Here is a 23,272-nt window from a genome sequence, read left to right on the forward strand (position 1 = left end):
CCCCGGCGAAGGCCGGGGCCCAAGTGGCAAGGCCGTCGTAACGGAGCGATGCCCGCAGTTGGCGACGTTTCCCAATTGGGCCCCGGCCTTCGCCGGGGTGGGGTAGGGTGGGGTGAGCGTTACGCGGCCTCGCGCGTTTGAAGCTCACGGAAGGAACCTCATGACCGACCTGATCACGATCGCCAACGACCACCTCACCGCGCAGATCAACCCGCACGGGGCCGAACTCACCCACCTCCACGACGCCGATGGCCGCGAGCTGATGACCAACGCCGACCCGGCCTTCTGGACCGGTCACGCCCCGATCCTTTTCCCCGTCGTCGGGGTCGTCAACGAAGGCGTCATCCACCTCGACGGCCAGGCCTACCCGATGCAGAAGCACGGCTTCGCCCGCCATTCGACGTTCGACGTCGTCGCGCAGTCGGAAAGCTCCGCCACCTTCCGCCTCACCGACAGCGAGGAAACCCGGAAGGCCTACCCGTTCGCGTTCGCACTCGACATCGTCTTCACGTTGGACGGCGCGACGCTGACGCTTGAGGCGCACATCCACAACCGCACCGACGCTGCAATGCCGGCAAGCTTCGGCTTCCACCCCGCCTTCGCGTGGCCACTCCCCTACGGCGAACCCCGCACAGACCACCGCATCACGTTCGACGCCGACGAACCCGGCAAGCTCAAGGCGATCAGCCCCGACGGCCAGATCGCGGTCGACGAGCGCCCCTCGCCGGTCGAGGACCGCGTCATCGCCCTGCGCGACGAGCTGTTCGCCAAGGATGCGCTGGTCTGGGACCCGATCCATTCCGACGCGGTCACCTACGGCGCCAACACCGGCCCGCAGTTGAAGATCGCCTTCCCCGACACGCCCAAGCTCGGCATCTGGACCAAGCCCGGCGCGGCCTATGTCTGCGTCGAACCCTGGCACGGCATCGCCGACACCGAGGGCTATACCGGCGACTACCGCGACAAACCCGGTGTGTTCGAGATCCCCGTCGGCGGTACGAAGCGCATCGAAATGAGCGTGACGCTGGTCCAGGAGCACTGACGAACCCCCCTCCCTGAAAGGGAGGGGCAGGGGGTGGGTCGGTTTCCGCATCACGGCACGGTTGCGACCAAAGCTGACCTACCCACCCCCAACCCCTCCCTTCCAGGGAGGGGAGAGCGTTGCGTTTGGGGAGCAGAGGCGCTCCTGCCGCACAGCAACAGCACCCCGCTCCAAGCCCCCTCTGTCCTACACGCCCCGCATCTGCCAATAGCACGCGATGATCGCTGCATGCCTCCTCCTCCCGATCCCGCCGCGTCCCGCGCGGGAAGGGGATTGCGAGCGGCACGTAGCCTGAACTTCCTTACCTTCCGAGCCCAGACTCGGCGCACCGGACCCTCGCCATGACCCAATTTCCCCGCCGCACTTTCGCGATCATCTCGCATCCCGACGCCGGCAAGACCACGTTGACCGAGAAGCTCCTCTACTTCGGCGGTGCGATCCATCTCGCCGGCGAGGTGAAGGCGCGCGGCCAGACCCGCCGCGCCCGCTCCGACTGGATGAAGATCGAGCAACAGCGCGGGATCTCGGTCACCTCGTCGGTGATGACGTTCGAGCGCCAGGGGATCACCTTCAACCTGCTCGACACGCCGGGCCACGAAGACTTCTCCGAGGACACCTACCGCACGCTTACGGCGGTCGACTCGGCGGTCATGGTGATCGACGCCGCCAAGGGCATCGAGCCGCAGACGCGGAAACTGTTCGAGGTCTGCCGCCTGCGCAACGTGCCGATCATCACCTTCGTCAACAAGGTCGACCGCGAGGGCCGCGATCCGTTCTCGCTGCTCGACGAGGTGGCCGAGATGCTCCAGCTCGACGTCTGCCCGATGAGTTGGCCGGTCGGCATGGGCGGCGAGTTCGAGGGCGTCTACGATCTCTACGCCAACACGCTGAGCCGCCCCGAAGGCGACAGCCGCGAGTTCATGGGCAAGGCGATCCCGTTCACCGGCATCGACGATCCCGAACTCGCCAAGATCCTCAGCCCCGAAGCGATGGTCCGCCTGAACGACGAAGCCGAACTCGCACAGGGCGGCTATTCGAGCTTCGACCCCGAGGCCTATCGCGCGGGCAATTTGACGCCGGTGTATTTCGGCTCGGCCCTCAAGGACTTCGGTGTCGCCGAACTGATCGCCGCGCTCGCCGACTATGCCCCGCCACCGCGCGCGCAGCCCGCCGAGCCTGCGCCCGTCTCGCCGGACGAGCCCGAAGTCACCGGCTTCGTGTTCAAGGTGCAGGCGAACATGGACCCCAACCACCGCGACCGCATCGCGTTCATGCGGTTGTGCTCGGGCGTGTTCAAGCGCGGCATGAAGCTTACGCCCACTGGCCACGGCAAGCCGATCGCAGTCCATTCGCCGATCCTGTTCTTCGCGCAAAACCGCGAGCTGGCGGACGAGGCGTTCCCCGGCGACATCATCGGCATCCCCAACCACGGCACGCTGCGGGTCGGCGACACGCTCAGCGAGAAGGCCACGATCCGCTTCACCGGCCTGCCGAACTTCGCGCCAGAAATCCTGCGCCGCGTCGTGCTCAAGGACTTCACCAAGACCAAGCAGTTGCGCAAGGCCTTGGACGACATGGCTGAGGAGGGGGTGACGCAGGTGTTCTACCCCGACATCGGCTCGAACTGGATCATCGGCGTGGTAGGCCAACTCCAGCTCGAGGTGCTGCTCTCGCGCCTCGACGCGGAGTACAAGGTCGCGGCCGGGCTCGAACCCGCTCCCTACGAGACCGCGCGCTGGATCACGGCGGAAGACCCGCTCGAACTAAAGACCTTCGCCGAGATCAATCGCGGCGCGATGGCCAAGGACCGCGACGGCAACCCCGTCTTCCTTGCGAAGAGTGCATGGGAAGTGAACTATATCGCCGAGCGCTATGCGAAGATCCGCTTCGCCGCCACGCGCGAGCGGTAGTCCTGCACAGTGCCGATCCCACTATGTGGTCGGCACCTGCTATGCGCTGTCTTGTCATCGGGTGATCGGGTACTGCCTGGACGGGTTTACAACGTCTGGTCGGTCCGGGTCTGTACGCGTTGATGAACCCGCTCGGACATCCGCTTCGAACCCTTCCCACTCAATAGCGACTTGAACCAGCCGTCCCGCCGCGTCCGTACGTAGATGGGCTGTGAACGCCTGCCATAACGCTTCAGTCGCGTCAGTCTCCGCTGTTTTCGCCACGCCCAGATCGACAGCGTGGCGAGCAGGAGAACTGGTACTAAAACTTGGGGTGTCATCACTAAGCTCCGCAGTGCGGTGCCTACACTAGCATCATATCGGGTGCGAAACGTTGTTTTTCATGTTTCTGCGTAAAATGAGGCGCAAGATGTTGAATGGAAACCATTAACATCGGCTCAATCGAGCATTTTCGTGTATTTGTTGCTTGGAGAGCTTAAGTAAAAACGCGAAATACGCCTTCACGCATGATGTACGTGCGGCATCTCGCACAGTACCAACAGTCTTGAGCAAGGTTAATTCGACTTAATCATTGGAGTCGCGGATCCAGATAGAAACAGTGTTATGTCTCCGGCGTCTGCCGGAACGTCGTCGAGCAAGCCGAACAAGCACTTAGCGCGCCCTGGCCTGCTGCGAACGACTACGCCCATCCCGAAGGACTGACCGATAGGTGGCGTCAAAACGACGCCGCGTGCCCTACGACCCAAGTCTCCACGATCTTGTCGGCATCGGCGATCGCCTGCGATGGATCGCCGTCCACCACGAGCAGGTCCGCGCGCATCCCCGGTGCGACGATACCGCGGTCATGGAGTGCGAGCAATTTTGCACCTTCCGCCGTGGCAACGCGCAGCGCCTGCATCGGCGTCAGTCCCGCCTCGACCATGAGGGCGAGTTCACGGTGTTCGGCGATGCCTGGCACGCGCACCGCGCTCGCGCCGCTGTCGGTGCCGAACCCGATCTTCACGCCAGCGTCGTACAGCGTCTTCAGGTTGCGTAGGTTCATCGCCAGCGATTTCCGCGCATCGGCGGTCTTCGGATCCGCCAGAATCTTCGCGCGCCACGCCGGATCGTCGACCTGGTGGGCGAGGGCAGGCGATAGCGCCGCGCGGGCGAACGGCGTCTGCGTCCACGGTGCGCGATCGGCCCAGGCGAACGTCGCCTCGTCGAGCTGCAGCGTCGGAATATACCAGATGCCCTTCGCCTTCAGCGTCGCGGTAAACGCGGGAGTCACCGCCATGTCGCGGATACCGTGCGCGATGATGTCCGCACCCGCCGCGACGATCGCCTCCGCATCCGCGAGATCGTGGATATGCGCGGCGACCCGCAGCCCGCGCGCGTGAGCCTCGGCGATCACCGCACGGTAGATGGCCGGGCTCATCTTGGCGGGCACGCTGCCGCCGAAATCGTCCAGCCACAGCTTGACGAGATCGGTCTTCTCGGCGGCCATCATCGCCACGGCCTTGCGCGCCTCGTCAGGCGTCGAAGGCCGGAACAGCTGGTCGGGCCCGATCTTGAGCATCGCCTGCGGTGGCGCACCATTGGGGACGCCGATCCCCTGCATCACGCCGAACAAGTCGGCCCCGTCGATCCGTCCGGCATGCGCGTCGGCGCGTATCCCGACGAACGCCGGACCGTTGTTGCCCAGTGCCGTCACCGTCGTCACGCCGTAGCGGCGATACTGGGCGAGCTGTGCGACGATATTGGCGCGCGTGTAGTTCCTTGCGCCCGTGTCCGTGCCGCTCACCTGTCCGACATGGCTGTGGTCCGAGACGAGGCCGGGCATCACGGTGCGCCCCCGATAGTCGCGCCGTTCTGCACCGGCCGGCACCGCGACCTTCCCGGCCGCGACGATCCGCCCGTTCGCGATCACGATGGTCGCATCGTCCACCGGTGCGCCGCCGCGGCCGTCGATCAACCGGGCACCGGTCAGCGCAACCGTCTGCGCGGTGGCGGACCCTACGGAGAGCGCCGATGCCGCGACGACGATGGTGCAGAGACGAGCGGAGATTTCGGTTCGACGCATGCTAGTGTCCTTCCCGGGAGGATGCGCCGACAGGACGCCACCTCCCCGAAACGTCACCGGATCACGCCCGTTCCGCGCCGTGTCGTCAGCGCCGCGCGCGTACGGCCTTCAGTGCGATCCGCACCGGCTGCATCGTCTCGACCGGCTTGAACGATAGGAGCATCACGAGCGTGACCCCGGCAATCGACGCTGCGCCGAGGAACCGCACGAACCGCTCCCCGGTCAGCGGCGCGCCACAGTGGAACAGCGCCACCGCGAGCACGAGCGCCGCGACGAGGCGCAGTGCGCGGATCGCGGAGGGGGTGACGATCCCGAGGTCCCGCCGGTACTTGAATGCGGTCGCCGCGAGCAGCAGCCAGCCGAAGAAGCACAACATCGTGGCCTCAAGCATGAACGGTCTCCGAGAGGGGTTTGCGGATCTTTGCGACTGGTTTGCTCCGGGCGGAGCGCCACGCGCCGAGCGCGAGCAGGGCGGCGACCGCAAGCATGGAGAAGTCGAACGCCGCGAACAGCGTGTCGCCGGACAGGATCGATCCGGGCAAGCCGCGTGATGTGGTGAGCGTATCGGCCACCGGGATCGCCGCGAACGCGAGCGCGCCGATCGTGAACCCCTCGGTCCACGCGCGGCGTGCGGGTCGCAGCAATTGGAGAAGCGCGACGCCGCCCCACACCCAGAACATCGTCGCGACTTCGGCGTCGGCACGGTTCGCGGCGTCGGCCGGGATCAGGCGGTTGGAGAGGAGATACGCTGCCATCCCGATCGGCAGGCCAGCGATGACGCCGATGTTCAGCCGCTCGACCAGCTTCAGTCCGAAGAACGGCACCGCGCCCGGCTTGCGACGCTTGGCGGTCCACAGCAGCAGTCCGGTCCCGACCATCGCCGCGCCGGTCAGCCCCAGCACGAAATACGCCCAGCGCAACGCAGGGCCCGCGAACTGGGCGACGTGCAGCCCGAGCATCACGCCTGCCGTGGCGAGCGCGGGTCCGACATCGGCGGCACCCTCCAGGAACCGTCCATCGTTGCCGGCGTAGGTGACGGACGGCCCACGCCCGTTGAGCGAGGCGCTCGAATGGCGGTACAGCGTGACGGTGCTCGCGGCGTCGTTTGGGTTGCGCACCACGACCGTCGCCACGGACGCACCGAAACGCCGCTCCGCATCCGCGACCAGCGGGCCGATCGCCGCTAGCGGAGCCGGCGTACCCGTCGCCTCGCGCTCGGTCGGCGTGCCGAATGCCGCCTGTGCGAAATCGGCGGGCTTGGCGTAGTTCGCGACGATCGGCCACGGCATGTACATCGCCACCAGCGTGATCAGCCCGGTGTAGGTGATCATCGCGTGATACGGCAGCGCCAGCACCGCCGAGACGTTGTGCGCGTCGAGCCAGCTACGCTGCCCCTTGTTCCAGCGCAGCGTGAAGAAGTCGGCGAAGATGCGCTTGTGCGTGATGACGCCCGACACGATCGCGCCGAGCATGAACATCGCGCACAGCCCAGCGAGCCAGCGTCCCCAGGGATGCGGCAATTGAAGCTGGAAATGGAAGCGATAGAAATGCTCGCCGCCGCGGGTCTCTCGGGCGTGCACGACATCGCCGGTCGCCGGATCGAGCACGATCTCGGGTGCACGGCGTTTCGCGGCGTTGGGGTCCGGCTTGCGCTGTTCGAAGATCCGCGTGACCGCGGTCCGCGCATCGGGAAGATAGATGAACCACTGGATGTCATCCGCGCCGACGCGTTGCAGATGCGCCACCGCAGTCTGGGCGGCGTGCGTCGTCGATACCGGCGTCGCGCGGAATTCCGGCTGCATCCACTGTGTGATCTCGGGCCGGAAATAGCTCGCCGTCCCGGTCAGGAACATCGCGAACAGGATCCATCCCGCAAGCAGCCCCAGCCAGCCGTGAATCCACGCCATGCTCTGGCGCAGCGTGGTTCTGACGGCGGAAGTCATGGGCGAACGCCGAGTAGCCATAGCAGGCCGCCGCCGATGATCGTGATGCCCCACACTGTCGCTGTTACCCGCGAGAGCCGGTGTTCGTGGAAGCACCACAAGGCGATGCCGGCATAAATCGGAAACGACAGGATCATGCCCCAGCTCGTAGCTTCGACCCGCGCGATGGGGAGAAGGCGAGCGAGCAGAGTCGCCAGTACCGCTGCCGCGACATAGCCGCCGATCAGCGCCGTCACGCTCCGCAGCGCCATGGTCCAGACGAGCGGGCGCACCTTTCGGCCCGAGGGAGAAGGGCCGGCTTTCAGGATCCGGCCATGCATGAACATTCTGTCATTTTTCCTTGCCGCGCTTCCAAACCGCCTTTAGCGGACTTTGCGAGTCATTATCAATATCAAAATGGGTATCGCTTATGCGAGGACGTTTCATGGTCGGGATGCTGTTGGGAACGGCGTTGGGCAGCATCGCAGTGCCGGCATTCGCGGCCGAGCGTGTGCCTGCCCCGGCAGTCGTTGACGCGGTCGACCTTGCGCCGACGGACGACGATATCCAGACGCGCAAGGACGAGATCGTCGTCAACGGCGAGCGTATCCGCAAGACCGGCAGCACCGGCACCAAGACCGAGACGCCGCTGATCCGCACGCCGCAGGTCATCACCAGCATCGACGAAAAGGAACTGACGCTCCGCAACGCGCTGTCGATCAACCAGGCGCTCGGCTATGTCGCGGGTGTCTCGCCCAACCAGCGCGGCAACGTCGCTACGCGCTACGACCAGTTGTACGTCCGCGGCTTTGCGCCCGGCCAGTATATGGACGGGATGCGACTGCTCGGCGGCGTCTATGCCACGCCGCAGATCGACTTCCACCTCGTCGAGCGCGTCGACGTCATCAAGGGCCCGGCCTCGGTCCTCTACGGCAACTCGACGCCGGGCGGACTGGTCAACCTCACCAGCAAGGTCCCGTATGCCGAAGCCGGCGGTCGCATCGAGCTGGCGGGCGGCAACTTCGACCTGTTGCGGTCGGCGATCGACGTGAACCAGCCGCTCGACAAGGACCACAAATGGCTGTTCCGCGTCATCGCCGGCGCGGAGCGGTCGGACGGGTTCGTCGCGATGACCGGCAACCGGCGCTATTACGCGCGGCCGATGCTGACCTTCGCGCCCGACGACGCGACCAGCGTGACGCTGATCCTCAACTACCAGCGCGATCCGGAATCTGCGTCATACAGCGGCGTGCCCGTCTATGGCTCCGCGCTCGCCAATCCGCTCGGCCAGTTCGCGACCGACTTCAACGTGAGCGAGCCGGCGTACGAGGCATTCGATCGCAAGCAGAAATCGGCCACTGTGCTGTTCCGCCACGACTTCAACGACAAGCTGAGCTGGGCGACCAGCGCGCGTTACCTCGACGTCGACCTCCATTATCGCCAGATATACCTCTCCGCGTTCGCGACCACCGGTACGGGCGCCAATCGCAACACCGATTTCTCGACGATCGTGCGCGGCGGCGGCGGGTCGGATGAATCGTTCCGGACGATCACGATCGACAACCACGCGACCGCCAAGTTCGCGACCGGGCCGTTGCAGCACACGCTGCTCGCGGGCGTCGACTGGCAGAACAACCAGGGTAACAACGACCAGCAATTCAACACCGGCGTCACCACCAATCCGGCGACGAGCATCCCGAACCTGAACCTGTTCGCGCCCGTCTATGGCGGCGTGCAGCCGAACTTCCCGCTCACCCAGACGCGCAGCTTCCGCAAGATCGACCAGGTCGGCGCCTATGTGCAGGATCAGATCGCGATCGGCGCACTGCAACTGATCGCGAGCGGCCGCTACGACTGGTACGACCAGACGACGGTGAACCGCAACGCCGCGGCAGGGACGGCGAGTGGCGTGACGCGGCTCCACCAGACCGCGTTCACCGGCCGCCTCGGCGCGCTGTACGAGACCAGGTTCGGCCTCGCGCCGTTCGTCAGCTATTCGGAGAGCTTCGAGCCGCAGACCGGCACCGGCTTCGACGGCGCATCGTTCGTGCCTGTCACCGGGCGCCAGTACGAGGCTGGACTGAAGTACCAGCCACGCGGCACCAACGCGTTGTTCACGCTCTCCGCTTTCGACTTGCGCCGCCAGAACGTGCCGACGACCGATCCCGCCAACCCGAACTTCTCGATCCAGATCGGCGAAGTCGCGGTACGGGGCATCGAACTCGACGGTCGAGGGGAGATCACGCCGGGCCTGACCGTCACGGTCGCGGGCACCTATACCGTCCCCGAAGTCACGCAGGGCACGCCGGTCGTCGGCACCGGCGACCAGCTCAGCGGCGTCACCGGCACCAAGCCGCTCGGCATCGCGAAATGGAGCGCATCGAGCTTCGTCAACTACGACCTGTCACGCACCGGTGGCGGTGCGCTGTCCGGGTTCAACATCGGCGGCGGCGTGCGGTATGTCGGCAAGTCCGACGGCACCGCGACCCGCGTGGCGGCGAACCAGACGCTCACCACCCGGTTCCAGTCGCCGGGCTATGTGCTGGTCGATGCGGTGCTCGGCTACGATCTCGGCAAGTTCGACGAGTCGCTCAAGGGCCTGAGCCTGACCGCGAACGTCGCCAACCTGTTCGACAAACGCCACATCGCGAGCTGTTTCTTCGTCAACAGCTGTTACTTCGGCGCCTCGCGCACCGTCGTCGGATCGCTCCGCTTCAACTGGTGATCAGCGGACGTCGTCGACCGGCGCCGTCAGGATCACGCGCAGGCCGGGCATGTTGTCGTCCTGTTCGATCGTGCCCGACAGCCCGGCGACGATAGCAGTCATCATCCGGCTGCCGAAGCCGATCCGCGTGCCCGATTTGCCGACGCCGTGGTCCGCGACGATCAGGCGCAGCCGGTTGCGATGTTGCTCGAGCACGATGTGGATCGGGCCGGCATCGCCGCGATACGCATATTTGCTCGCATTGATGACGAGTTCGGTCAGTACCAGCCCGATGTTCACCGCGCGATCGGTGGCGACGAGCACGGGCGCGAGATCGAGCGTCATCTGACCCGCCCAATCGTCGCCGAGCGACGTCTTCATGTCGCCGGCGAGTTCCTCGATATAGCGCGAAAGGTCGACCGACTCGACCTGGTCGTCGCGGTACAGCCGGCGATGCACCAGCGCGACCGCGGCAAGCCTCGCCTGCGCCTCGGCGAGATGCTCCTTCACCTTCGCGTCGTCGGACGACTTCGCCTGCAACGACAGGAACGCCGCGACCAGTTGCAGGCTGTTCTGCACGCGGTGGTTGACCTCCTTCATCAGGACGTCTTTCTGCGCGATCAACGCATCCTTGTCGGCGAGCGTCCGTTGCAGGTCGGCGTTGAGTAGGCGCAGGCGCTGGTTGATATGCGCGTCGTGGAATGCGCGGCGCAGGCGGTGCGCGGCCTCGATCTCCTCGCGAGTCCAGCGCCGCGAGCGACCGCTGACCGCCTGCGTCCAGGATTCGAACGACGTGCGCGGGGTCAGCATCGCGTTCGGATCGACCGACACCGCCTTGTGCGGATTGCCGGCCCATTCGACCTCTTCGATCTGTTCGGCACGAAACCACAACAGGATCGCGCCCTCGTCGACCAGGGCCAGCGCGAGCAAGCCGCTTGCCTGCGCGCGATAGGATTCGGCACGGGGAAACAGCGACGGCAATTCGTGCGTCGCGAACGGATCGATCCCGCCTCGCGTCCGCGCCCAGGCGGCAAGATCGAGGATATCGTCGTTGGATGGACAGGCGCCATCGGTATCGACGATATGGCCCTGGACGAACGCGAAGCCGTCGCCGTCCATCAGCTTGCGCAACTCGTCGCGCAATGCCGTGACGATGCTACGCGGTGCCGGTTCGGCAGCCAGCTTGGGCAGTATCGCATCTTCGGCCGCACGCAGCCGCAGCCGTTCGCGGTACGTCTCCGCTTCCTCCTTCGCCCGAATCTGGCGTGCAAGACCGCCTGCCAAGGTCGCGGACGCCGCACGGATGTCGGGAGTCAGACCCTTCGGCGTGCCGTGATGACACGCGATCAGGCCCCAGAGCAGCCCGTCCTTGACGATCGAAATCGACGCCGACGCCGCCACGCCCATGTTGGCGAGATACCGCAGATGGATCGGCGACACGCTGCGCAGCGCGACATCGCTCAGGTCGAGCGTCTCGAACCCGGCCGGGCGCAGCACCGCAGGTACGTAATCGATCGTCGGGATCGTCCGCGTCCGGTTGCGCACGTACAGCGCGCGCGCCTGTTTCGGAATGTCCGACGCGGGGAAATGGTGGTTGAGGAACGTGCCGAGCCCCGTCACCTTGTCCTCGGCCATCACGCGGCCCGCCTCGTCGTCGAGGAAGCGATAGACCATGACGCGGTCGAACCCCGTCAATTGCCGGAACGCGGTCGCTGCCCGCTCGCACAACGCCTGGAGATTGCTCGCGCGCTCGAACGTCATCGCCATTGCGTTGAGCCGACCGAGCATGCCGGCCGCAGTGACCGGCTCCGCTTCGACGGGTTCGAGTTCGACCAGCACGTGCTCAGGGCTACGGTGAAGGGTGACATCGAAACGCTCGGTCAGTCCTGCCACCGGCTGGCCGGCAAGGGCGACTCCGGCGACCGTGTCGTTGGCAGCGAATATCGCCACGACGTCCTGTGCGAGCAATGTCGAGAGGTCACGACCGAGCCAGTCGGGGGTTAGACGTCCTTCGAGGTCGCCTGCTCCCGCAACGATGGTGAGACTGGCGGCATCGGCGACGAGCAGCAGGCCGTGCGGCTGGATCGCACCCGGGATGTGGATCGGCTCGCGGTCGCACGCATTCAGGTCCAGCCCCACGTCCTTGGCGGAACCGGCAGTATCGCTCGACGCGCTCATGGACCCGAAACTCTCCTATCGAGCCTCGACCATGCCGGTCCCAACGGAACAAAGCAAATACCCGCAGCGGGTTTCGGTATTAACCTGAGGCAGTATCGACGGGCGCTGACGCGGCATAACGCCGCGCGATCACCGCGCAGGCGATCAATTGCAATTGGTGGAACAGCATGAGCGGCAACAGGATCACGCCGACCTGCGCGGGCGGGAACAGCACGCCCGCCATGGGCACGCCCGACGCGAGGCTCTTCTTCGACCCGCAGAATTGCAGCACGATCGCATCCTCGCGGGGAAGCTTCATGAGTCGCGCGACCGCAAAGGTGAGCGCGAGAACGAAGGCGAGCAGCGCGGCGCACAACAGGCCGATAAGGATCAGGTCACCCAGCGACAATTTGGTCCAGAGGCCCTCGACCACCGCGGCCCCGAACGCGCTGTAGACGACCAGCAGGATCGAACCCCGATCCACCACCGTCAGCACTGCCTTATTACGCGTTACCCACGCACCGATCAACGGCCGGAGAAGATGCCCGGCGACGAACGGCACGAGCAGTTGCAGCACGATCGACTCGACGCTCTCGACGGAAAATCCTGCGCTGCCGGATGTGTTCATCAGCAACGCGACCAGCGCTGGCGTAATCAGTATGCCAAGCAGGTTCGAGAACGACGCGCTGCACACCGCCGCGGCGACATTGCCGCGCGCGATCGCGGTAAAGGCGATCGACGACTGGACGGTCGAAGGGAGCAAGGTCAGGAACAATAATCCGGCGGCGAGCGGCCCGGTCACGAACGGCAAGGCGGTCAGCCCCAGCCCGAACAGCGGGAACGCCACGAACGTCACGGCAAGCACCACCAGATGCAGCTTCCAGTTGCGCAGGCCCGCCCAGATCGCGTCACGCGACAGTTTCGCGCCGTGCAGGAAGAACAGCAGGACGATGCCGATATCGGCGGCGTAACCAACGATCGTCGCCATCTCGCCGCGTGCCGGGAGCAGGCTCGCCAGTACGACGGTGCCGAGCAGCAGCAGGATGAACGGCTCGAAGACTGCCAGGAACCGTCCGATCATGGATGCGCTTTGACATACGCATCGAGCGTCGCGAGGTGGCCGCTGAGCGTCTCGTCGTCGAGGAAACTGCCGAGGAAGCTGTTGCGTGCGAGCGTTACGACCTGCTCGCGAGACAAGTTTTTCGCGCGCGCCGTCTGCCGGAAATTCTCGCCGATATAGCCACCGAAATACGCCGGATCGTCCGAATGGATCGTCGCGCGCAGGCCGAGATCGAGCATCCGGTCGATCGGATGGTTCTCCAGTCGGTCGACGTTGCGGAGCGCCACGTTCGACAAGGGGCACACGGTCAGCGTCATCGCGTCACGCGCGAGCCGCGCGACGAGTGCCGGGTCCTCCAGCGCGCGGTTGCCGTGGTCGATGCGGTCCACCTGGAGGATGTCGAGCGCCTCGTGGATATAGGCGGGCGGGCCCTCCTCGCCGGCATGCGCGCAGAGCATCAGTCCCGCATCCGCCGACGCCGCGAACACGCGCGCGAACTTTGACGGCGGATGGCCGACCTCGGACGAATCGAGCCCGACGCCGATGAACTGGTCGAGCCACGGCTCCGCCTGCGCGAACGTCTTGAACGCGTCCTCCTCGTCGAGGTGGCGCAGGAAACTCATGATGAGTCCGACCGACATGCCGTGCTTGGCCTGCGCCTCGTCGATCCCCGCGAACAGGCCGCGCGCGACCACATCGAAGGGTATGCCGCGATGCGTATGCGTCTGCGGGTCGAAGAAGATCTCGGCGTGGACCACGCCGTCCAGCGCGACCCGGTCGAAATAGGCGACCGCCAGATCGCGGAAATCCTCCTCGGTCTGGAGCACCGCAGCGCTGGCATAATAGATGTCGAGGAAGGTCTGGAGATTAGTGAAGCTGTACGCGGCGCGGACGTCCTCGACGCTCTTGAACGGGATCGCGACCTTGTTGCGCTCGGCCAGCGCGAACATGAGCTCGGGCTCCAGGCTGCCCTCGATATGGAGGTGCAGTTCGGCCTTGGGCAGGTTCGTGATGAAGTCGTCGTTCGGGAAGGGGGTCATGATCCGTCCTGTCGCTTGGGTCGCGTCGGCTGCAACCATTCCGCCCGCCGCGCACTACCGCAAGTGCGAAAGCCGTTGCATGACAATCCTGTCACGTTACCGAGCGCCGATACTTACGCGAAGGACACCATCGATGCCGACAGGATTGGTCGCACTGCTCGACGACATTGCCGGGATCACCAAGCTCGCCGCCGCCAGCCTCGACGATATCGCCGCGACCACCGGCAAGGCGGGCAGCAAGGCGATCGGCGTGGTGGTCGACGATGCCGCCGTGACGCCGCGTTACATGGTCGGGTTCGAGCCGAAGCGCGAACTGCCGATGATCGGCAAGATCGCGCTAGGATCGTTCCGCAACAAGCTGGTCTTCATCCTGCCCGCCGCGCTGGCGTTGAGCGCGTTCGCGCCGTGGTTGCTGACGCCGTTGCTGATGATCGGCGGCACCTATCTATGCTTCGAGGGCGCGGAGAAGATCCTCGAGGCGTTCGGCGGCGGTCACGCCGAGGAGGTCGTCGAGGCGCCGGTCGATGCCGCGACTCTCGAGGCACAGAAGGTCTCGGGCGCGATCCGCACCGACTTCATCCTGTCCGCCGAGATCATGGTGATCGCATTGTCGGACGTGGCGACCAAGCCGATCTGGGAGCAGGCGATCGTGTTGGCGCTGGTCGGGATCGTCATCACCATCGGCGTTTACGGCGTGGTCGCGCTGATCGTTAAGATGGACGATATTGGGCTGCATCTGGCGCAGCGCAGCAGCACGGCGGTGCAGGCTGTCGGGCGGGGACTGGTGAAGGGCATGCCGATCGTGATGTCGGCGCTGTCGGTGATCGGCACCGCGGCGATGGTCTGGGTCGGCGGGCAGATCATCGTTCACGGGATCGAGGAGTTCGGGTTCACCGCCTTGCCGCACTGGATCCACGATACGGCGGAGGCTGCGTCGCATGCGGTGCCGTTCGCCAAGGGCGCGGTGAACTGGGTGATGAACGCGTTCTTCTCGGGGATCGTCGGGTTGATCCTGGGCGGGGCGATCGCGCTGGGGCTCCACGCGGTGAAGAAGCCGAAGGCGCACTGACCGGGGAGAGCGTCATTCACCCTTCCTTGTTCTCCCGCGAAGGCGGGAGCCCAGTCTGGGTCCCCGCCTTCGCGGGGACACATGTCGCGGTCGGTTGTAACGCGCTACCACCGCCAAGCACCACCCCGGCGAAGGCCGGGGCCCAGTTGGGGAACGTGGCTAACTGAGGGTGCGCTCCGTTACTCCGACCTTTCCAATTGGGCCCCGGCCTTCGCCGGGGTGGCGGTATCGGGAGGATGGAGGCGCCCCTACTTAGCGGTCCACTTCCCCATCCAGCCTAACACTTCGCCATACCATTGCCGCGAGTTCTTCGGCTTCAGCACCCAGTGGTTCTCGCCCGGATTGACCAGCAACCGCGACGGAATTCCCCGCCGCTGCAACGCGGTGAACGTCGCCAGCCCCTGCGTGTACGGAATCCGGAAGTCCTTCTCGCCGGTGATTACCAACATCGGCGTCTTCCACTTGGCCACGTAATTGACCGGATTCCATTTCTCGAACGCCTGCGGGTCCTCGTAATAGGCTTTCCCGCCATGCTCCCATTCGTCGAACCAGAGCTCCTCGGTTTCGTACGCCATCGCGCGCGCGTCGAACACGCCGTCATGCTGGACGATGCACTTGAAGCGATCGGGCCACTGCCCCTCGATCCAGTTCATCATGTAGCCGCCATACGACGCACCGAGCGCACACGCATTGTCGGCATCGAGCCATGTGAACTTGTCAGTCGCGGCAGCCAGCCCCTTCTTCAGATCCTCGAGAGGCCAGCCGCCCCAGTTGTTGCTGATCGCATCGGTGAAGCCCTGCCCGTACCCGGTCGACCCGTGGAAATCGACCGCGACCAGGCCGTAGCCGGCACCCGCAAATACCGCCGGGTTCCAGCGATACGACCAGCTGTTGTTGCTCGATCCCTGCGGTCCACCGTGGACCATGTAGGCGATCGGGACCTTCCCGGTGGAACCGTACGGCTTCACCGCATAGCCCCAGACGGTGTCCGCGTTCGCGCCCTTGAAGTTGAACCGCGTGACCGTCGGCATGTCAATCCCGGCGAGCTTGGCGGCGTTGACCTGCGTCAGCCGCTGCGGCGCACCGGTGCCCGCGACGCGGTAGAAATCGTCCGGCGCGGTCAGGCTGTCCATTGCCACCACAGCCCCACGCGGAGTGATCGCGACCGCGGCGACATGCCCTTCCTGCGTCAGCCGCGTGACTGCGCCGCTCGACGCATCGACACGGAACAGCGGCGTCTCCTGCGTATCGTCCGCCGTCACGTAGAGCGACTTCGAGTCCGGCGCCCACGCGATCGAGCCGACCGACCGGTCCCAGCGCTCGGTCAGCGACACCGTCTTGCCGCTGGCGATATCGCGCAGCGTCAGCACTTGGCGATCCGCCTCGAACCCCGGCCGGCGCATCGCGAAATATGCAAGCGTGCGGCCGTCGGGCGACACGGTAGGGAGGTTGTCGGTCGCCTTGTTCGCCGCGGTCAGATTGACCGGAGCGGCCGAGCCATCCGCAGGCACCGAGAAGATATCGAGATTGGTCGACAGGGACTCGATCCGTCCCGCCTCACGCATCGCAAAATATACGGTGCGGCCGTCCGCGCTCCACGACACTTCCTCACCGCCGCCCGAAGGCTTCGACGGCGTATCCCCGACCAGCGCACCCACGATCGCGACACCGTTGCCGGTCGCCCCGGCACTGGTCAGCGGCAGGACGAACAGTTGCGATCGCGTCCCGTCCGCCCACGTGTCCCAGTGGCGCACGAACAGCTGGTCGTACGTCCGGCCGGCGCCCGCATTAGGATCCTTCTTCACCATCGCCGGCTCGAGGCTCGGCGCGCCGGGCTTGCGATCCGCCCAGACGAGCAGCTTGTCGCCCGTCGGCGCGACCTTGAAGCCGCTGAACCCGCCCTTGAAACTCGTCAGCTTGCGCGGCGTACCGCCCGTGACGGGCACCGACCAGACCGCATCTTCACCCCCCTTGTCCGAGGTGAAATACACGGTGTTACCGACGATCTGCGGGTCGTTCTCGTTCACCTGCGGATCGGCGAGCAGCTTCACCGGAGTCGCACCCGCCGTGCTCAGGTCGAGCCGCCAGAGATCGTACCGCCCCTTGTCCGCCGCGAGATCGGTCTCGCGCTGCGCCCAGACGAGCCAATGCCCGTCCTGCGACGCCGTCGGCGCACCGACGCGGCTGAGCATCGTCACGTCGTCGATGGTGAGTTGCCGGGCGGCGGCAGGGGCACTCGCAAAGGCGAGCACGGCGAGGCTGGCGGAGAGCATGATCTTCATGGCGTGCTTGATAGGACGCTTGCGAGATCGCGCGCAATCACCTCGATCGCTTGCATGACAGCGACGGTTCAGATCATGGCGGTATCAGACGCCAGATGACCCGCGCGCCCAGGATTTCGTCGTTCATGTTCACTATTCCGGTTCGGTGGTTTCTGGCGGTGGCGTTGCTCGTACTCGGGGTGGGGCCGGCATCGGCGGCACAGGTGCAACTGCCGGTCGATGCGCTCATGCAGGACGCGGGAGAGTATGCGACCCGGTTCGGCGTGCCGTTCGACGAGGCGCTGCGACGGATGCGCGCGCAGGGCGACAGCGTGCCGGCAACCGACGCGCTGCGCGAAACCTTCAAGGATCGCTGGGCCGGCGTCGCGATCGAGCATCGGCCGAGCTACCGCATCGTCGTGCTGCTGACCGGCACCGATCCGGTCGCGGATCAGTCGGTGATGGCGGGCGGGATGGTCGTGCCGATCGTCTTTCATACGGGCGCGCTCGCGACTCGCGACGCGGTGCTCGCCGCGATCACCGCGTATCAGGCAAAAATTCGAGACTCTCTCCCGCATCCGCCGGGGCTCGGCGTGGACCAGCGAACCGGCGAACTGGTCGTGATGATCGCGTCGGGCGATGCCGATCTCGACCGTGACGGCGCGCTGCGCACTCGGATTGCGACGATGACCGGCGTTCCGGTGCGGATCGAAGCCGTTGATAAGCCGTCGGTGAACATGTCGCAGGACCAGGTCGCTCCGGTTTCCCCCTTTATACCCGCCCCCATCGACAGCGGCGCGATCGAGGGTGGCGGTCGCGTCGTCGGAACCGTCGACGGCAAGCGCTATGCCTGCACGACCGGCTTCGTCGTGTCCGATGGGGTGCGTAACGGCGTGGCCACCGCGGCGCATTGCCCGGACACGCTGTCCTATGTCGGCAAGCGCCCGTCGGACGGCAGCCGCCAGGAATGGCCGCTGGAGTTCGTCGGGCAATGGGGCTGGGGCTATCAGGACGTGCAGGTCAACGTCGCGCCGGCGTCGACTTCGACCTCTTTCGCACCGCTGTTCTACGCCGATACCGCCAAGAAGCTCGCCCGGCCCGTCGCGACATGGCGCTACCGCACGAGCACGCGCGCCGGCGACTTCGTCTGCCATCGCGGCGAGCGGACCGGGTATAGCTGCGCGGTGATCGCGATGGTCGATTTCGCGCCGGCGGGCGATCTGTGCGGCGGTGCGTGCCTGCCGACCTGGGTCGCGGTCGAAGGGCCGACCTGCCAGGCCGGCGACAGCGGCGCACCGGTGTTCGAGGGCAGCACCGCGCTCGGCCTCGTCAAGGGCGGCACCTATCGTCGCGACGGGACGTGCCTGTTCTATTATTACATGTCGACGGACTATCTACCGCAGGGCTGGACGCTGCTGCACCAGTAACACGGTGCCCGGCGGGTCGATTGTGTCTCCCTGCCAAGCGCTGTACGTCCCGCCGGGAACACGGCGCCGCCGAGCGCCGATCGGCGGCCTATCGACACGGGCATGACATGGACTCCTCGGGCCTAGAGGCCGTTTTCCTCGCGAACCGCGATACGCTGCTGCGGTTTCTTCGCTCGCTCGGCGCGGGCGATGCGGAGGATCTGCTGCAGGAACTGTGGGTACGGATCCAGACGGCGCCGACCGGGCCGATCGCGTCGCCACTGTCGTATCTGTACCGGATGGCGAACAACCTGATGCTCGATCGCCACCGCGCTGTGCGGCAAGCGGAGAAGCGCGATCGCGAATGGACCGAGGCGACCGGGGGACCATCGCTCGACCGATCCGAGGAGCCATCCGCCGAACGCGTCGTGATTGCGCGCGAGCAAGCAGCGCTGGCGGAGGCGGCGTTGCAGTCGGTCGGAGACCGGGCGGCGCGGATCTTCCGGCGCCACCGGATCGACGGCGTCGAGCAGCGCGTGGTCGCGGCCGAGTTTGGCGTAAGCCTCAGTACCGTCGAGGGTGATCTGCGGAAAGCCTATCGCGCGATGATCGATGCAAAGCGACGTTACGATGAGGCTTGATCGCAACGTCTCCGTCTTCGGCTATAGGAGGCCATGATGGCGGAGCATGACGACATCGAAGCACGCGCGCTGGACTGGGTCGTCCGGACTGGCAGCGATGCGTTCGACGACTGGCCGGCGTTCCACGCCTGGCTGGAGGCGGACCCGCGCCATGCTGCGGCGTATCACGCGACGGCGATGGATTTCGAGGAGATGGCGGCAGCGGTGCCTCCCGTGCCGGTCGCGCCGATCGTGATGCAGCCTCCGCGGAGGCGCTGGCCGGTCTGGGCCGGTGGAGCGATCGCCGCCTCCTTGGCGCTGTTCGTGGGGTATGAGTCACTCGAGACGCGGGCGCATCCTTATGCCGTCGAAACCGCGGCGGGGACGATGCGGACGGTTCGGCTCGCCGATGGCAGCACGATCGCGATGGGTGGTGCGACGCGCCTGATGCTCGACCACGACGACCCGCGGGTCGCGACGCTGGAGCGCGGCGAGGCGATGTTCGTCGTCCGGCACGACGACAACGATCCGTTCGAGGTGAGCGTCGGCGGCGCGCGTCTGGTCGATGTCGGCACCGCGTTCGACGTGAAGCGCGCGCGGGGCGAAACGCGTGTCGCCGTGTCGGAAGGCGCGGTTGACTATAACCCAGGACGCGACGGCATCCGGCTCGTGAAGGGGCAGGGGCTGGTCGTGCGCGACGGCAAGGCGACCGTGACCGCAGTCGATGTCGCCAGCGTCGGATCGTGGCGCGACAGCGTGCTGGCGTACGAGGGCGCGACGCTGGCGGAAGTCGCGGACGACCTGTCGCGCGCGCTGGGCGTCGACCTGCGCGCCGATCCGGGCGTCGCGAAGCGCGCGTTCAGCGGCAGCATCGCGACGGCCAAGCTGTCGGGCGATCCCCGCCTCGCCGCGCCGCTGCTGGGTGTCGCGATCCGCAAGCGTGGCGGTCACTGGGTGATGTCCGCCCGCTCGTGAGGATGCGCGGATGTCTGGTCGTCGCGGCGCTCGCCGTCGCCGTTCCCGCGCAGGCGGGGCAGGGGGCGGTCGACTTGCCGGCGGGGCGTCTTGGGGACGCGGTGCTGGCGCTCGGGCGTCAGTCGGGGACGAGTATCGTCGTCGGCGACCCAGGGCTTTGGGCGCGGCGCGTGCCCGCGGTACGCGGTCGAATGAGCGCGCGCGAGGCGCTCGACCGACTGGCGACTGCCGCGAATGCCGATGTCGTCGCAGCGGGTGCTTTCGGGTGGCGGCTGACCGCTCGCGCACCGCGCGTCGTTCGGGTCAAGCGGCCGAAGGTCGTGCCGATCGTCGCGCCACCCGCGGTACAGGGCGCGGACATCGTCGTCACCGGCAGCAAGCGCGACGTCAGGTTGCGCGATTTTGCAGGGCAGGTCGCGTTGCTCGACGGCGTCGATCTCGCGCTCGGCGGCGCGGGCGGGACCGAGGCAATCCTCGCGCGGCTGGCCAGCGTATCGTCGACGCATCTCGGCGCCGGCCGCAACAAGCTGTTCATCCGCGGCATCGCCGATTCCAGCTTTACCGGACCGACCCAGACCACCGTCGGCCAGTATTTCGGTGACCTGCGATTGAGCTACAACGCGCCGGATCCCGATCTGCGGTTGTACGATATCGCGTCCGTCGAGGTGCTCGAAGGGCCGCAGGGTACGCTATACGGCGCAGGCTCGCTCGGCGGCATTATCCGCACCGTGCCGAACGCGCCGGAACTGGGCGCGGTGTCGGCGTCGATCGCAGGCGGCCTCTCCGCGACGTGGCACGGCGATCCGGGCGCGGATCTCGGCGCGACGCTGAACGTGCCGCTCGGCGAGCGCGTGGCGCTCCGCGTCGTCGGCTACGGCGTGAGCGAGGGCGGGTATATCGACAATCCGGTGCTAGACCGCCGCGACGTCAACCGGACGCGGATCGGTGGCGGTCGGGCAGCGCTGCGGCTCGATGCGGGAAATGGCTGGACGGTCGATCTCGGCGGGATCGGGCAATGGACCAAGGGCGACGATAGCCAATATGCCGACCGTGACGCGCCGCCTCTGACGCGGTCGAGCGCGATCGTGCAGGGGTTTTCGGCGGATTACACGATGGGGCAGGTCGTCGTGTCGGGCGCAATCGGCGGACTGAAGGTCAAGTCCTCGACCGGGATCGTCAGCCAGACGCTGACCGAGCGCTACGACGCGACCCTGCCAGCAGTCGATCCAACGCTACCGATCACCAACTGGCCTGCATTCGGCAGCCCCCTGATGACGGCCGCGGGCAGCCCGCGCGTGTTCGCGCAACGCAACGCGACCGACATGATTGCGAACGAGACGCGGGTATGGCAGCCCATGCGAAACGGGTTCGGCTGGGTGGTCGGCGGCAGTTACACGCACAATCGCACGCGGTTGTCGCGCTCGCTCGGCCCGGTCGATGCGCCCGCGCCGGTGACGGGCGTGACCAACAGCATCGACGAGGCGACGCTGTACGGCGAGGGTAGTGTGCAACTGGTGCGAGGGCTGACCGCCACCGCCGGCGCGCGCGTGACCCGGGCGTCGCTCGCGGGGACCGGCGAGGACATCGCACCGGCGCGGTTGGAGGCGGTCGCGCTCGCCCGTGCGCGCGTGACGGCGGACCGGATCGAGACGAGCGTGCTGCCGTCCGCCTCGCTGATCGCGGCGGTGCTGCCGAAAGTGTCGTTGTACGGCCGTTACCAGCAGGGGTTTCGGCCCGGCGGGCTGGCGATCGAGAGCGATTTCGTGCGGCGGTTCGAGAATGATCGCGTGCGGACGCTGGAGACCGGTATGCGCTTCGGGCTCGCCGGTGTCGATCGCGCGTACCTGACGGCGAGCGTTTCGCACACGATCTGGCAGGATATCCAGGCGGACTTCATCGACGCGACCGGGCTGCCGAGCACCGCCAACATCGGCGATGGGCGGATCTGGACGTTCAGCGCGGCGAGCGGGTGGAAGCCGATCGCCGGGCTGACGCTCGACGCGGGCTTCACGTATAACGACAGCCGCGTGACCGAACCGAGCGCAGCGCTGTTCGTGGCGCTCGCGCGGATGAGCCAGGTGCCGAATATCGCACGTTACGCCGGGCGGCTGGGTGCGGATTACCGGCGTAATATCGGGCGGGACCTGGAACTGCGGGTCTATGGCTGGGCGCGCTATGTCGGGCGGTCGCGGTTGGGCGTGGGGCCGGTGCTGGGCGAGGAGCAGGGGGACTATCTCGATACGGCGCTGACCGCGCGGGTCGGGCGGCCGTCGTTGGGCGTGACGCTCAGGGTAACGAACCTGACGGACAGCGTCGGCAACCGGTTCGCGCTCGGAACGCCGTTCCAGGTAGGCAGCGGGCAGATCACGCCACAGCGTCCGCGTACGATCCGGATCGGCTTGGACGCAGCCTTCTAACTTCTCCCCTCCCTGGAAGGGAGGGGGCGGGGGTGGGTCGGCTTCCGCGTGTTCGAACGATGGTGACTCAGGCGGGCCGACCCACCCCCAGCCCCTCCCTTCCAGGGAGGGGAGTAAGAAGGCGACAGTTCAGCCCTTCGCGTTCGCCAGCGCGCGCTGATCGGCCGGTAGCAGTGCCAGCGCGGTCTTGTAGCAATCTTCCACATGCGAATTACCGACCAGCTTCATCGCGCCGAAGCTGATCGTCGCGGCTACCGCCGAGCCCGCGAACGGGATGAACTTTGCCATCGATCCCACGGCTACCCGGGCGCCGACGCGGCGGAGGAGGGCGGCGACGATGCGCTTGGTCACCATCCGGCCGATCATCGTGTTGCCGAGACTCGATGCCATCACCAGCGCCTGCTGCGCGAGCTGCGGCTCCATCGTCTTCACCTGCTCGTGATCGAGCCCGAAGCGCTTGCTGATTTCGGGCAGCAGCTTGGTGAGCAGGCCGATGTCCGCGACGATGTCCGCGCCGGGGATCGGCACGACCGCCGCGCCCGCCGACATCACCGAGCGCGTCGTGACGAGGCGCTTGCTGTCGTCGCGGATGCGGTCGAGTTCGGCGATGGTGGTGATCATGCTGGC

General features: G+C 66.5%; 17 protein-coding genes. 8 read left to right on the forward strand and 9 right to left on the reverse strand.

Features of this window, described 5'->3' with window-relative positions:
• The first annotated feature begins 160 nt into the window (after positions 1-160).
• Both BM244_RS08935 and BM244_RS08940 read left to right on the forward strand, forming a co-directional pair.
• Positions 161-1,042 carry an aldose 1-epimerase family protein gene (locus tag BM244_RS08935; protein ID WP_093398583.1) on the forward strand — a complete coding sequence of 294 codons (882 nt, stop codon included), beginning with the start codon at positions 161-163 and terminating at the stop codon, positions 1,040-1,042.
• Between the two features lie 341 nt (positions 1,043-1,383).
• Positions 1,384-2,952 (forward strand): peptide chain release factor 3, encoded by a 1,569-nt coding sequence (locus BM244_RS08940; protein ID WP_093398584.1) that lies wholly within the window; start codon positions 1,384-1,386, stop codon positions 2,950-2,952.
• 715 nt (positions 2,953-3,667) lie between these two features.
• Here the strand turns inward: BM244_RS08940 and BM244_RS08945 are convergent.
• The 4 genes from BM244_RS08945 to BM244_RS08960 all read right to left on the reverse strand — a co-directional run bounded on the left by BM244_RS08945 (position 3,668) and on the right by BM244_RS08960 (position 7,283).
• The gene (locus BM244_RS08945; protein WP_093398585.1) at positions 3,668-5,014 is read right to left on the reverse strand and encodes an amidohydrolase family protein; all 1,347 of its coding nucleotides are present in this window, start codon (positions 5,012-5,014) and stop codon (positions 3,668-3,670) included.
• An 85-nt stretch (positions 5,015-5,099) separates the two neighbouring features.
• Entirely contained in the window at positions 5,100-5,405 is a 306-nt protein-coding gene (locus BM244_RS08950; RefSeq protein ID WP_093398586.1) for a DUF3325 family protein, read from the reverse strand.
• Positions 5,398-6,957: a PepSY-associated TM helix domain-containing protein gene (locus tag BM244_RS08955; protein ID WP_093398587.1), complete on the reverse strand. Its 1,560-nt coding sequence runs from the start codon at positions 6,955-6,957 to the stop codon at positions 5,398-5,400. The genes BM244_RS08950 and BM244_RS08955 overlap by 8 nt, the downstream gene beginning before the upstream one ends.
• On the reverse strand, positions 6,954-7,283 hold the full coding sequence (locus BM244_RS08960; RefSeq protein WP_093398588.1) for a hypothetical protein: 330 nt from the start codon (positions 7,281-7,283) through the stop codon (positions 6,954-6,956). The genes BM244_RS08955 and BM244_RS08960 overlap by 4 nt, the downstream gene beginning before the upstream one ends.
• Before the next feature lie 98 nt (positions 7,284-7,381).
• Here BM244_RS08960 and BM244_RS08965 point away from each other — a divergent pair, with 98 nt between their 5' ends.
• Positions 7,382-9,661, forward strand: coding sequence for a TonB-dependent siderophore receptor (locus BM244_RS08965; protein WP_175518140.1), 2,280 nt, complete (start codon positions 7,382-7,384; stop codon positions 9,659-9,661).
• Here BM244_RS08965 and BM244_RS08970 read toward each other — a convergent pair whose 3' ends face one another.
• The 3 genes from BM244_RS08970 to BM244_RS08980 all read right to left on the reverse strand — a co-directional run bounded on the left by BM244_RS08970 (position 9,662) and on the right by BM244_RS08980 (position 13,897).
• Positions 9,662-11,818 (reverse strand): histidine kinase dimerization/phosphoacceptor domain -containing protein, encoded by a 2,157-nt coding sequence (locus BM244_RS08970; RefSeq protein WP_093398590.1) that lies wholly within the window; start codon positions 11,816-11,818, stop codon positions 9,662-9,664.
• 79 nt (positions 11,819-11,897) lie between these two features.
• On the reverse strand, positions 11,898-12,878 hold the full coding sequence (locus tag BM244_RS08975; RefSeq protein ID WP_093398591.1) for a bile acid:sodium symporter family protein: 981 nt from the start codon (positions 12,876-12,878) through the stop codon (positions 11,898-11,900).
• Entirely contained in the window at positions 12,875-13,897 is a 1,023-nt protein-coding gene (locus BM244_RS08980; RefSeq protein WP_093399058.1) for an adenosine deaminase, read from the reverse strand. The genes BM244_RS08975 and BM244_RS08980 overlap by 4 nt, the downstream gene beginning before the upstream one ends.
• Before the next feature lie 133 nt (positions 13,898-14,030).
• On the opposite strand from BM244_RS08980, the gene BM244_RS08985 reads away from it, so the two are divergent.
• Positions 14,031-14,966, forward strand: a complete 936-nt coding sequence (locus tag BM244_RS08985) for a DUF808 domain-containing protein (protein WP_093398592.1) — start codon at positions 14,031-14,033, stop codon at positions 14,964-14,966.
• A gap of 248 nt (positions 14,967-15,214) precedes the next feature.
• Here the strand turns inward: BM244_RS08985 and BM244_RS08990 are convergent, their stop codons facing one another.
• Positions 15,215-17,248 carry a S9 family peptidase gene (locus BM244_RS08990; RefSeq protein WP_093398593.1) on the reverse strand — a complete coding sequence of 678 codons (2,034 nt, stop codon included), beginning with the start codon at positions 17,246-17,248 and terminating at the stop codon, positions 15,215-15,217.
• Between the two features lie 95 nt (positions 17,249-17,343).
• Here BM244_RS08990 and BM244_RS08995 point away from each other — a divergent pair, with 95 nt between their 5' ends.
• The 4 genes from BM244_RS08995 (at position 17,344) to BM244_RS09010 (ending at position 22,645) form a co-directional block, all read left to right on the forward strand.
• Positions 17,344-18,654 (forward strand): S1 family peptidase, encoded by a 1,311-nt coding sequence (locus BM244_RS08995; RefSeq protein ID WP_254784359.1) that lies wholly within the window; start codon positions 17,344-17,346, stop codon positions 18,652-18,654.
• A 107-nt stretch (positions 18,655-18,761) separates the two neighbouring features.
• Positions 18,762-19,274, forward strand: a complete 513-nt coding sequence (locus tag BM244_RS09000; RefSeq protein WP_093398594.1) for an RNA polymerase sigma factor — start codon at positions 18,762-18,764, stop codon at positions 19,272-19,274.
• A gap of 36 nt (positions 19,275-19,310) precedes the next feature.
• Positions 19,311-20,228 (forward strand): FecR family protein, encoded by a 918-nt coding sequence (locus BM244_RS09005; protein WP_175518141.1) that lies wholly within the window; start codon positions 19,311-19,313, stop codon positions 20,226-20,228.
• Positions 20,229-20,230: 2 nt separating this feature from the next.
• Positions 20,231-22,645, forward strand: a complete 2,415-nt coding sequence (locus BM244_RS09010) for a TonB-dependent receptor (RefSeq protein ID WP_093398596.1) — start codon at positions 20,231-20,233, stop codon at positions 22,643-22,645.
• Positions 22,646-22,774: 129 nt separating this feature from the next.
• Here the strand turns inward: BM244_RS09010 and BM244_RS22635 are convergent, their stop codons facing one another.
• Positions 22,775-23,266 (reverse strand): hypothetical protein, encoded by a 492-nt coding sequence (locus tag BM244_RS22635; protein WP_139226898.1) that lies wholly within the window; start codon positions 23,264-23,266, stop codon positions 22,775-22,777.
• Positions 23,267-23,272 lie beyond the last annotated feature (6 nt).

The organism is Sphingomonas sp. OK281 (assembly GCF_900115295.1).
In the GTDB taxonomy this organism is placed as follows: domain Bacteria; phylum Pseudomonadota; class Alphaproteobacteria; order Sphingomonadales; family Sphingomonadaceae; genus Sphingomonas.

What these genes read in the sequence shown, in the direction of transcription:
- BM244_RS08935 (WP_093398583.1), top strand. Translation starts at nt 161, where the DNA reads ATGACCGACCTGATCACGATCGCCAACGACCACCTCACCGCGCAGATC.
- BM244_RS08940 (WP_093398584.1), top strand. Translation starts at nt 1,384, where the DNA reads ATGACCCAATTTCCCCGCCGCACTTTCGCGATCATCTCGCATCCCGAC.
- BM244_RS08945 (WP_093398585.1), bottom strand. Translation starts at nt 5,014, where the DNA reads ATGCGTCGAACCGAAATCTCCGCTCGTCTCTGCACCATCGTCGTCGCG.
- BM244_RS08950 (WP_093398586.1), bottom strand. Translation starts at nt 5,405, where the DNA reads ATGCTTGAGGCCACGATGTTGTGCTTCTTCGGCTGGCTGCTGCTCGCG.
- BM244_RS08955 (WP_093398587.1), bottom strand. Translation starts at nt 6,957, where the DNA reads ATGACTTCCGCCGTCAGAACCACGCTGCGCCAGAGCATGGCGTGGATT.
- BM244_RS08960 (WP_093398588.1), bottom strand. Translation starts at nt 7,283, where the DNA reads ATGTTCATGCATGGCCGGATCCTGAAAGCCGGCCCTTCTCCCTCGGGC.
- BM244_RS08965 (WP_175518140.1), top strand. Translation starts at nt 7,382, where the DNA reads ATGGTCGGGATGCTGTTGGGAACGGCGTTGGGCAGCATCGCAGTGCCG.
- BM244_RS08970 (WP_093398590.1), bottom strand. Translation starts at nt 11,818, where the DNA reads ATGAGCGCGTCGAGCGATACTGCCGGTTCCGCCAAGGACGTGGGGCTG.
- BM244_RS08975 (WP_093398591.1), bottom strand. Translation starts at nt 12,878, where the DNA reads ATGATCGGACGGTTCCTGGCAGTCTTCGAGCCGTTCATCCTGCTGCTG.
- BM244_RS08980 (WP_093399058.1), bottom strand. Translation starts at nt 13,897, where the DNA reads ATGACCCCCTTCCCGAACGACGACTTCATCACGAACCTGCCCAAGGCC.
- BM244_RS08985 (WP_093398592.1), top strand. Translation starts at nt 14,031, where the DNA reads ATGCCGACAGGATTGGTCGCACTGCTCGACGACATTGCCGGGATCACC.
- BM244_RS08990 (WP_093398593.1), bottom strand. Translation starts at nt 17,248, where the DNA reads ATGAAGATCATGCTCTCCGCCAGCCTCGCCGTGCTCGCCTTTGCGAGT.
- BM244_RS08995 (WP_254784359.1), top strand. Translation starts at nt 17,344, where the DNA reads ATGACCCGCGCGCCCAGGATTTCGTCGTTCATGTTCACTATTCCGGTT.
- BM244_RS09000 (WP_093398594.1), top strand. Translation starts at nt 18,762, where the DNA reads ATGGACTCCTCGGGCCTAGAGGCCGTTTTCCTCGCGAACCGCGATACG.
- BM244_RS09005 (WP_175518141.1), top strand. Translation starts at nt 19,311, where the DNA reads ATGGCGGAGCATGACGACATCGAAGCACGCGCGCTGGACTGGGTCGTC.
- BM244_RS09010 (WP_093398596.1), top strand. Translation starts at nt 20,231, where the DNA reads ATGCGCGGATGTCTGGTCGTCGCGGCGCTCGCCGTCGCCGTTCCCGCG.
- BM244_RS22635 (WP_139226898.1), bottom strand. Translation starts at nt 23,266, where the DNA reads ATGATCACCACCATCGCCGAACTCGACCGCATCCGCGACGACAGCAAG.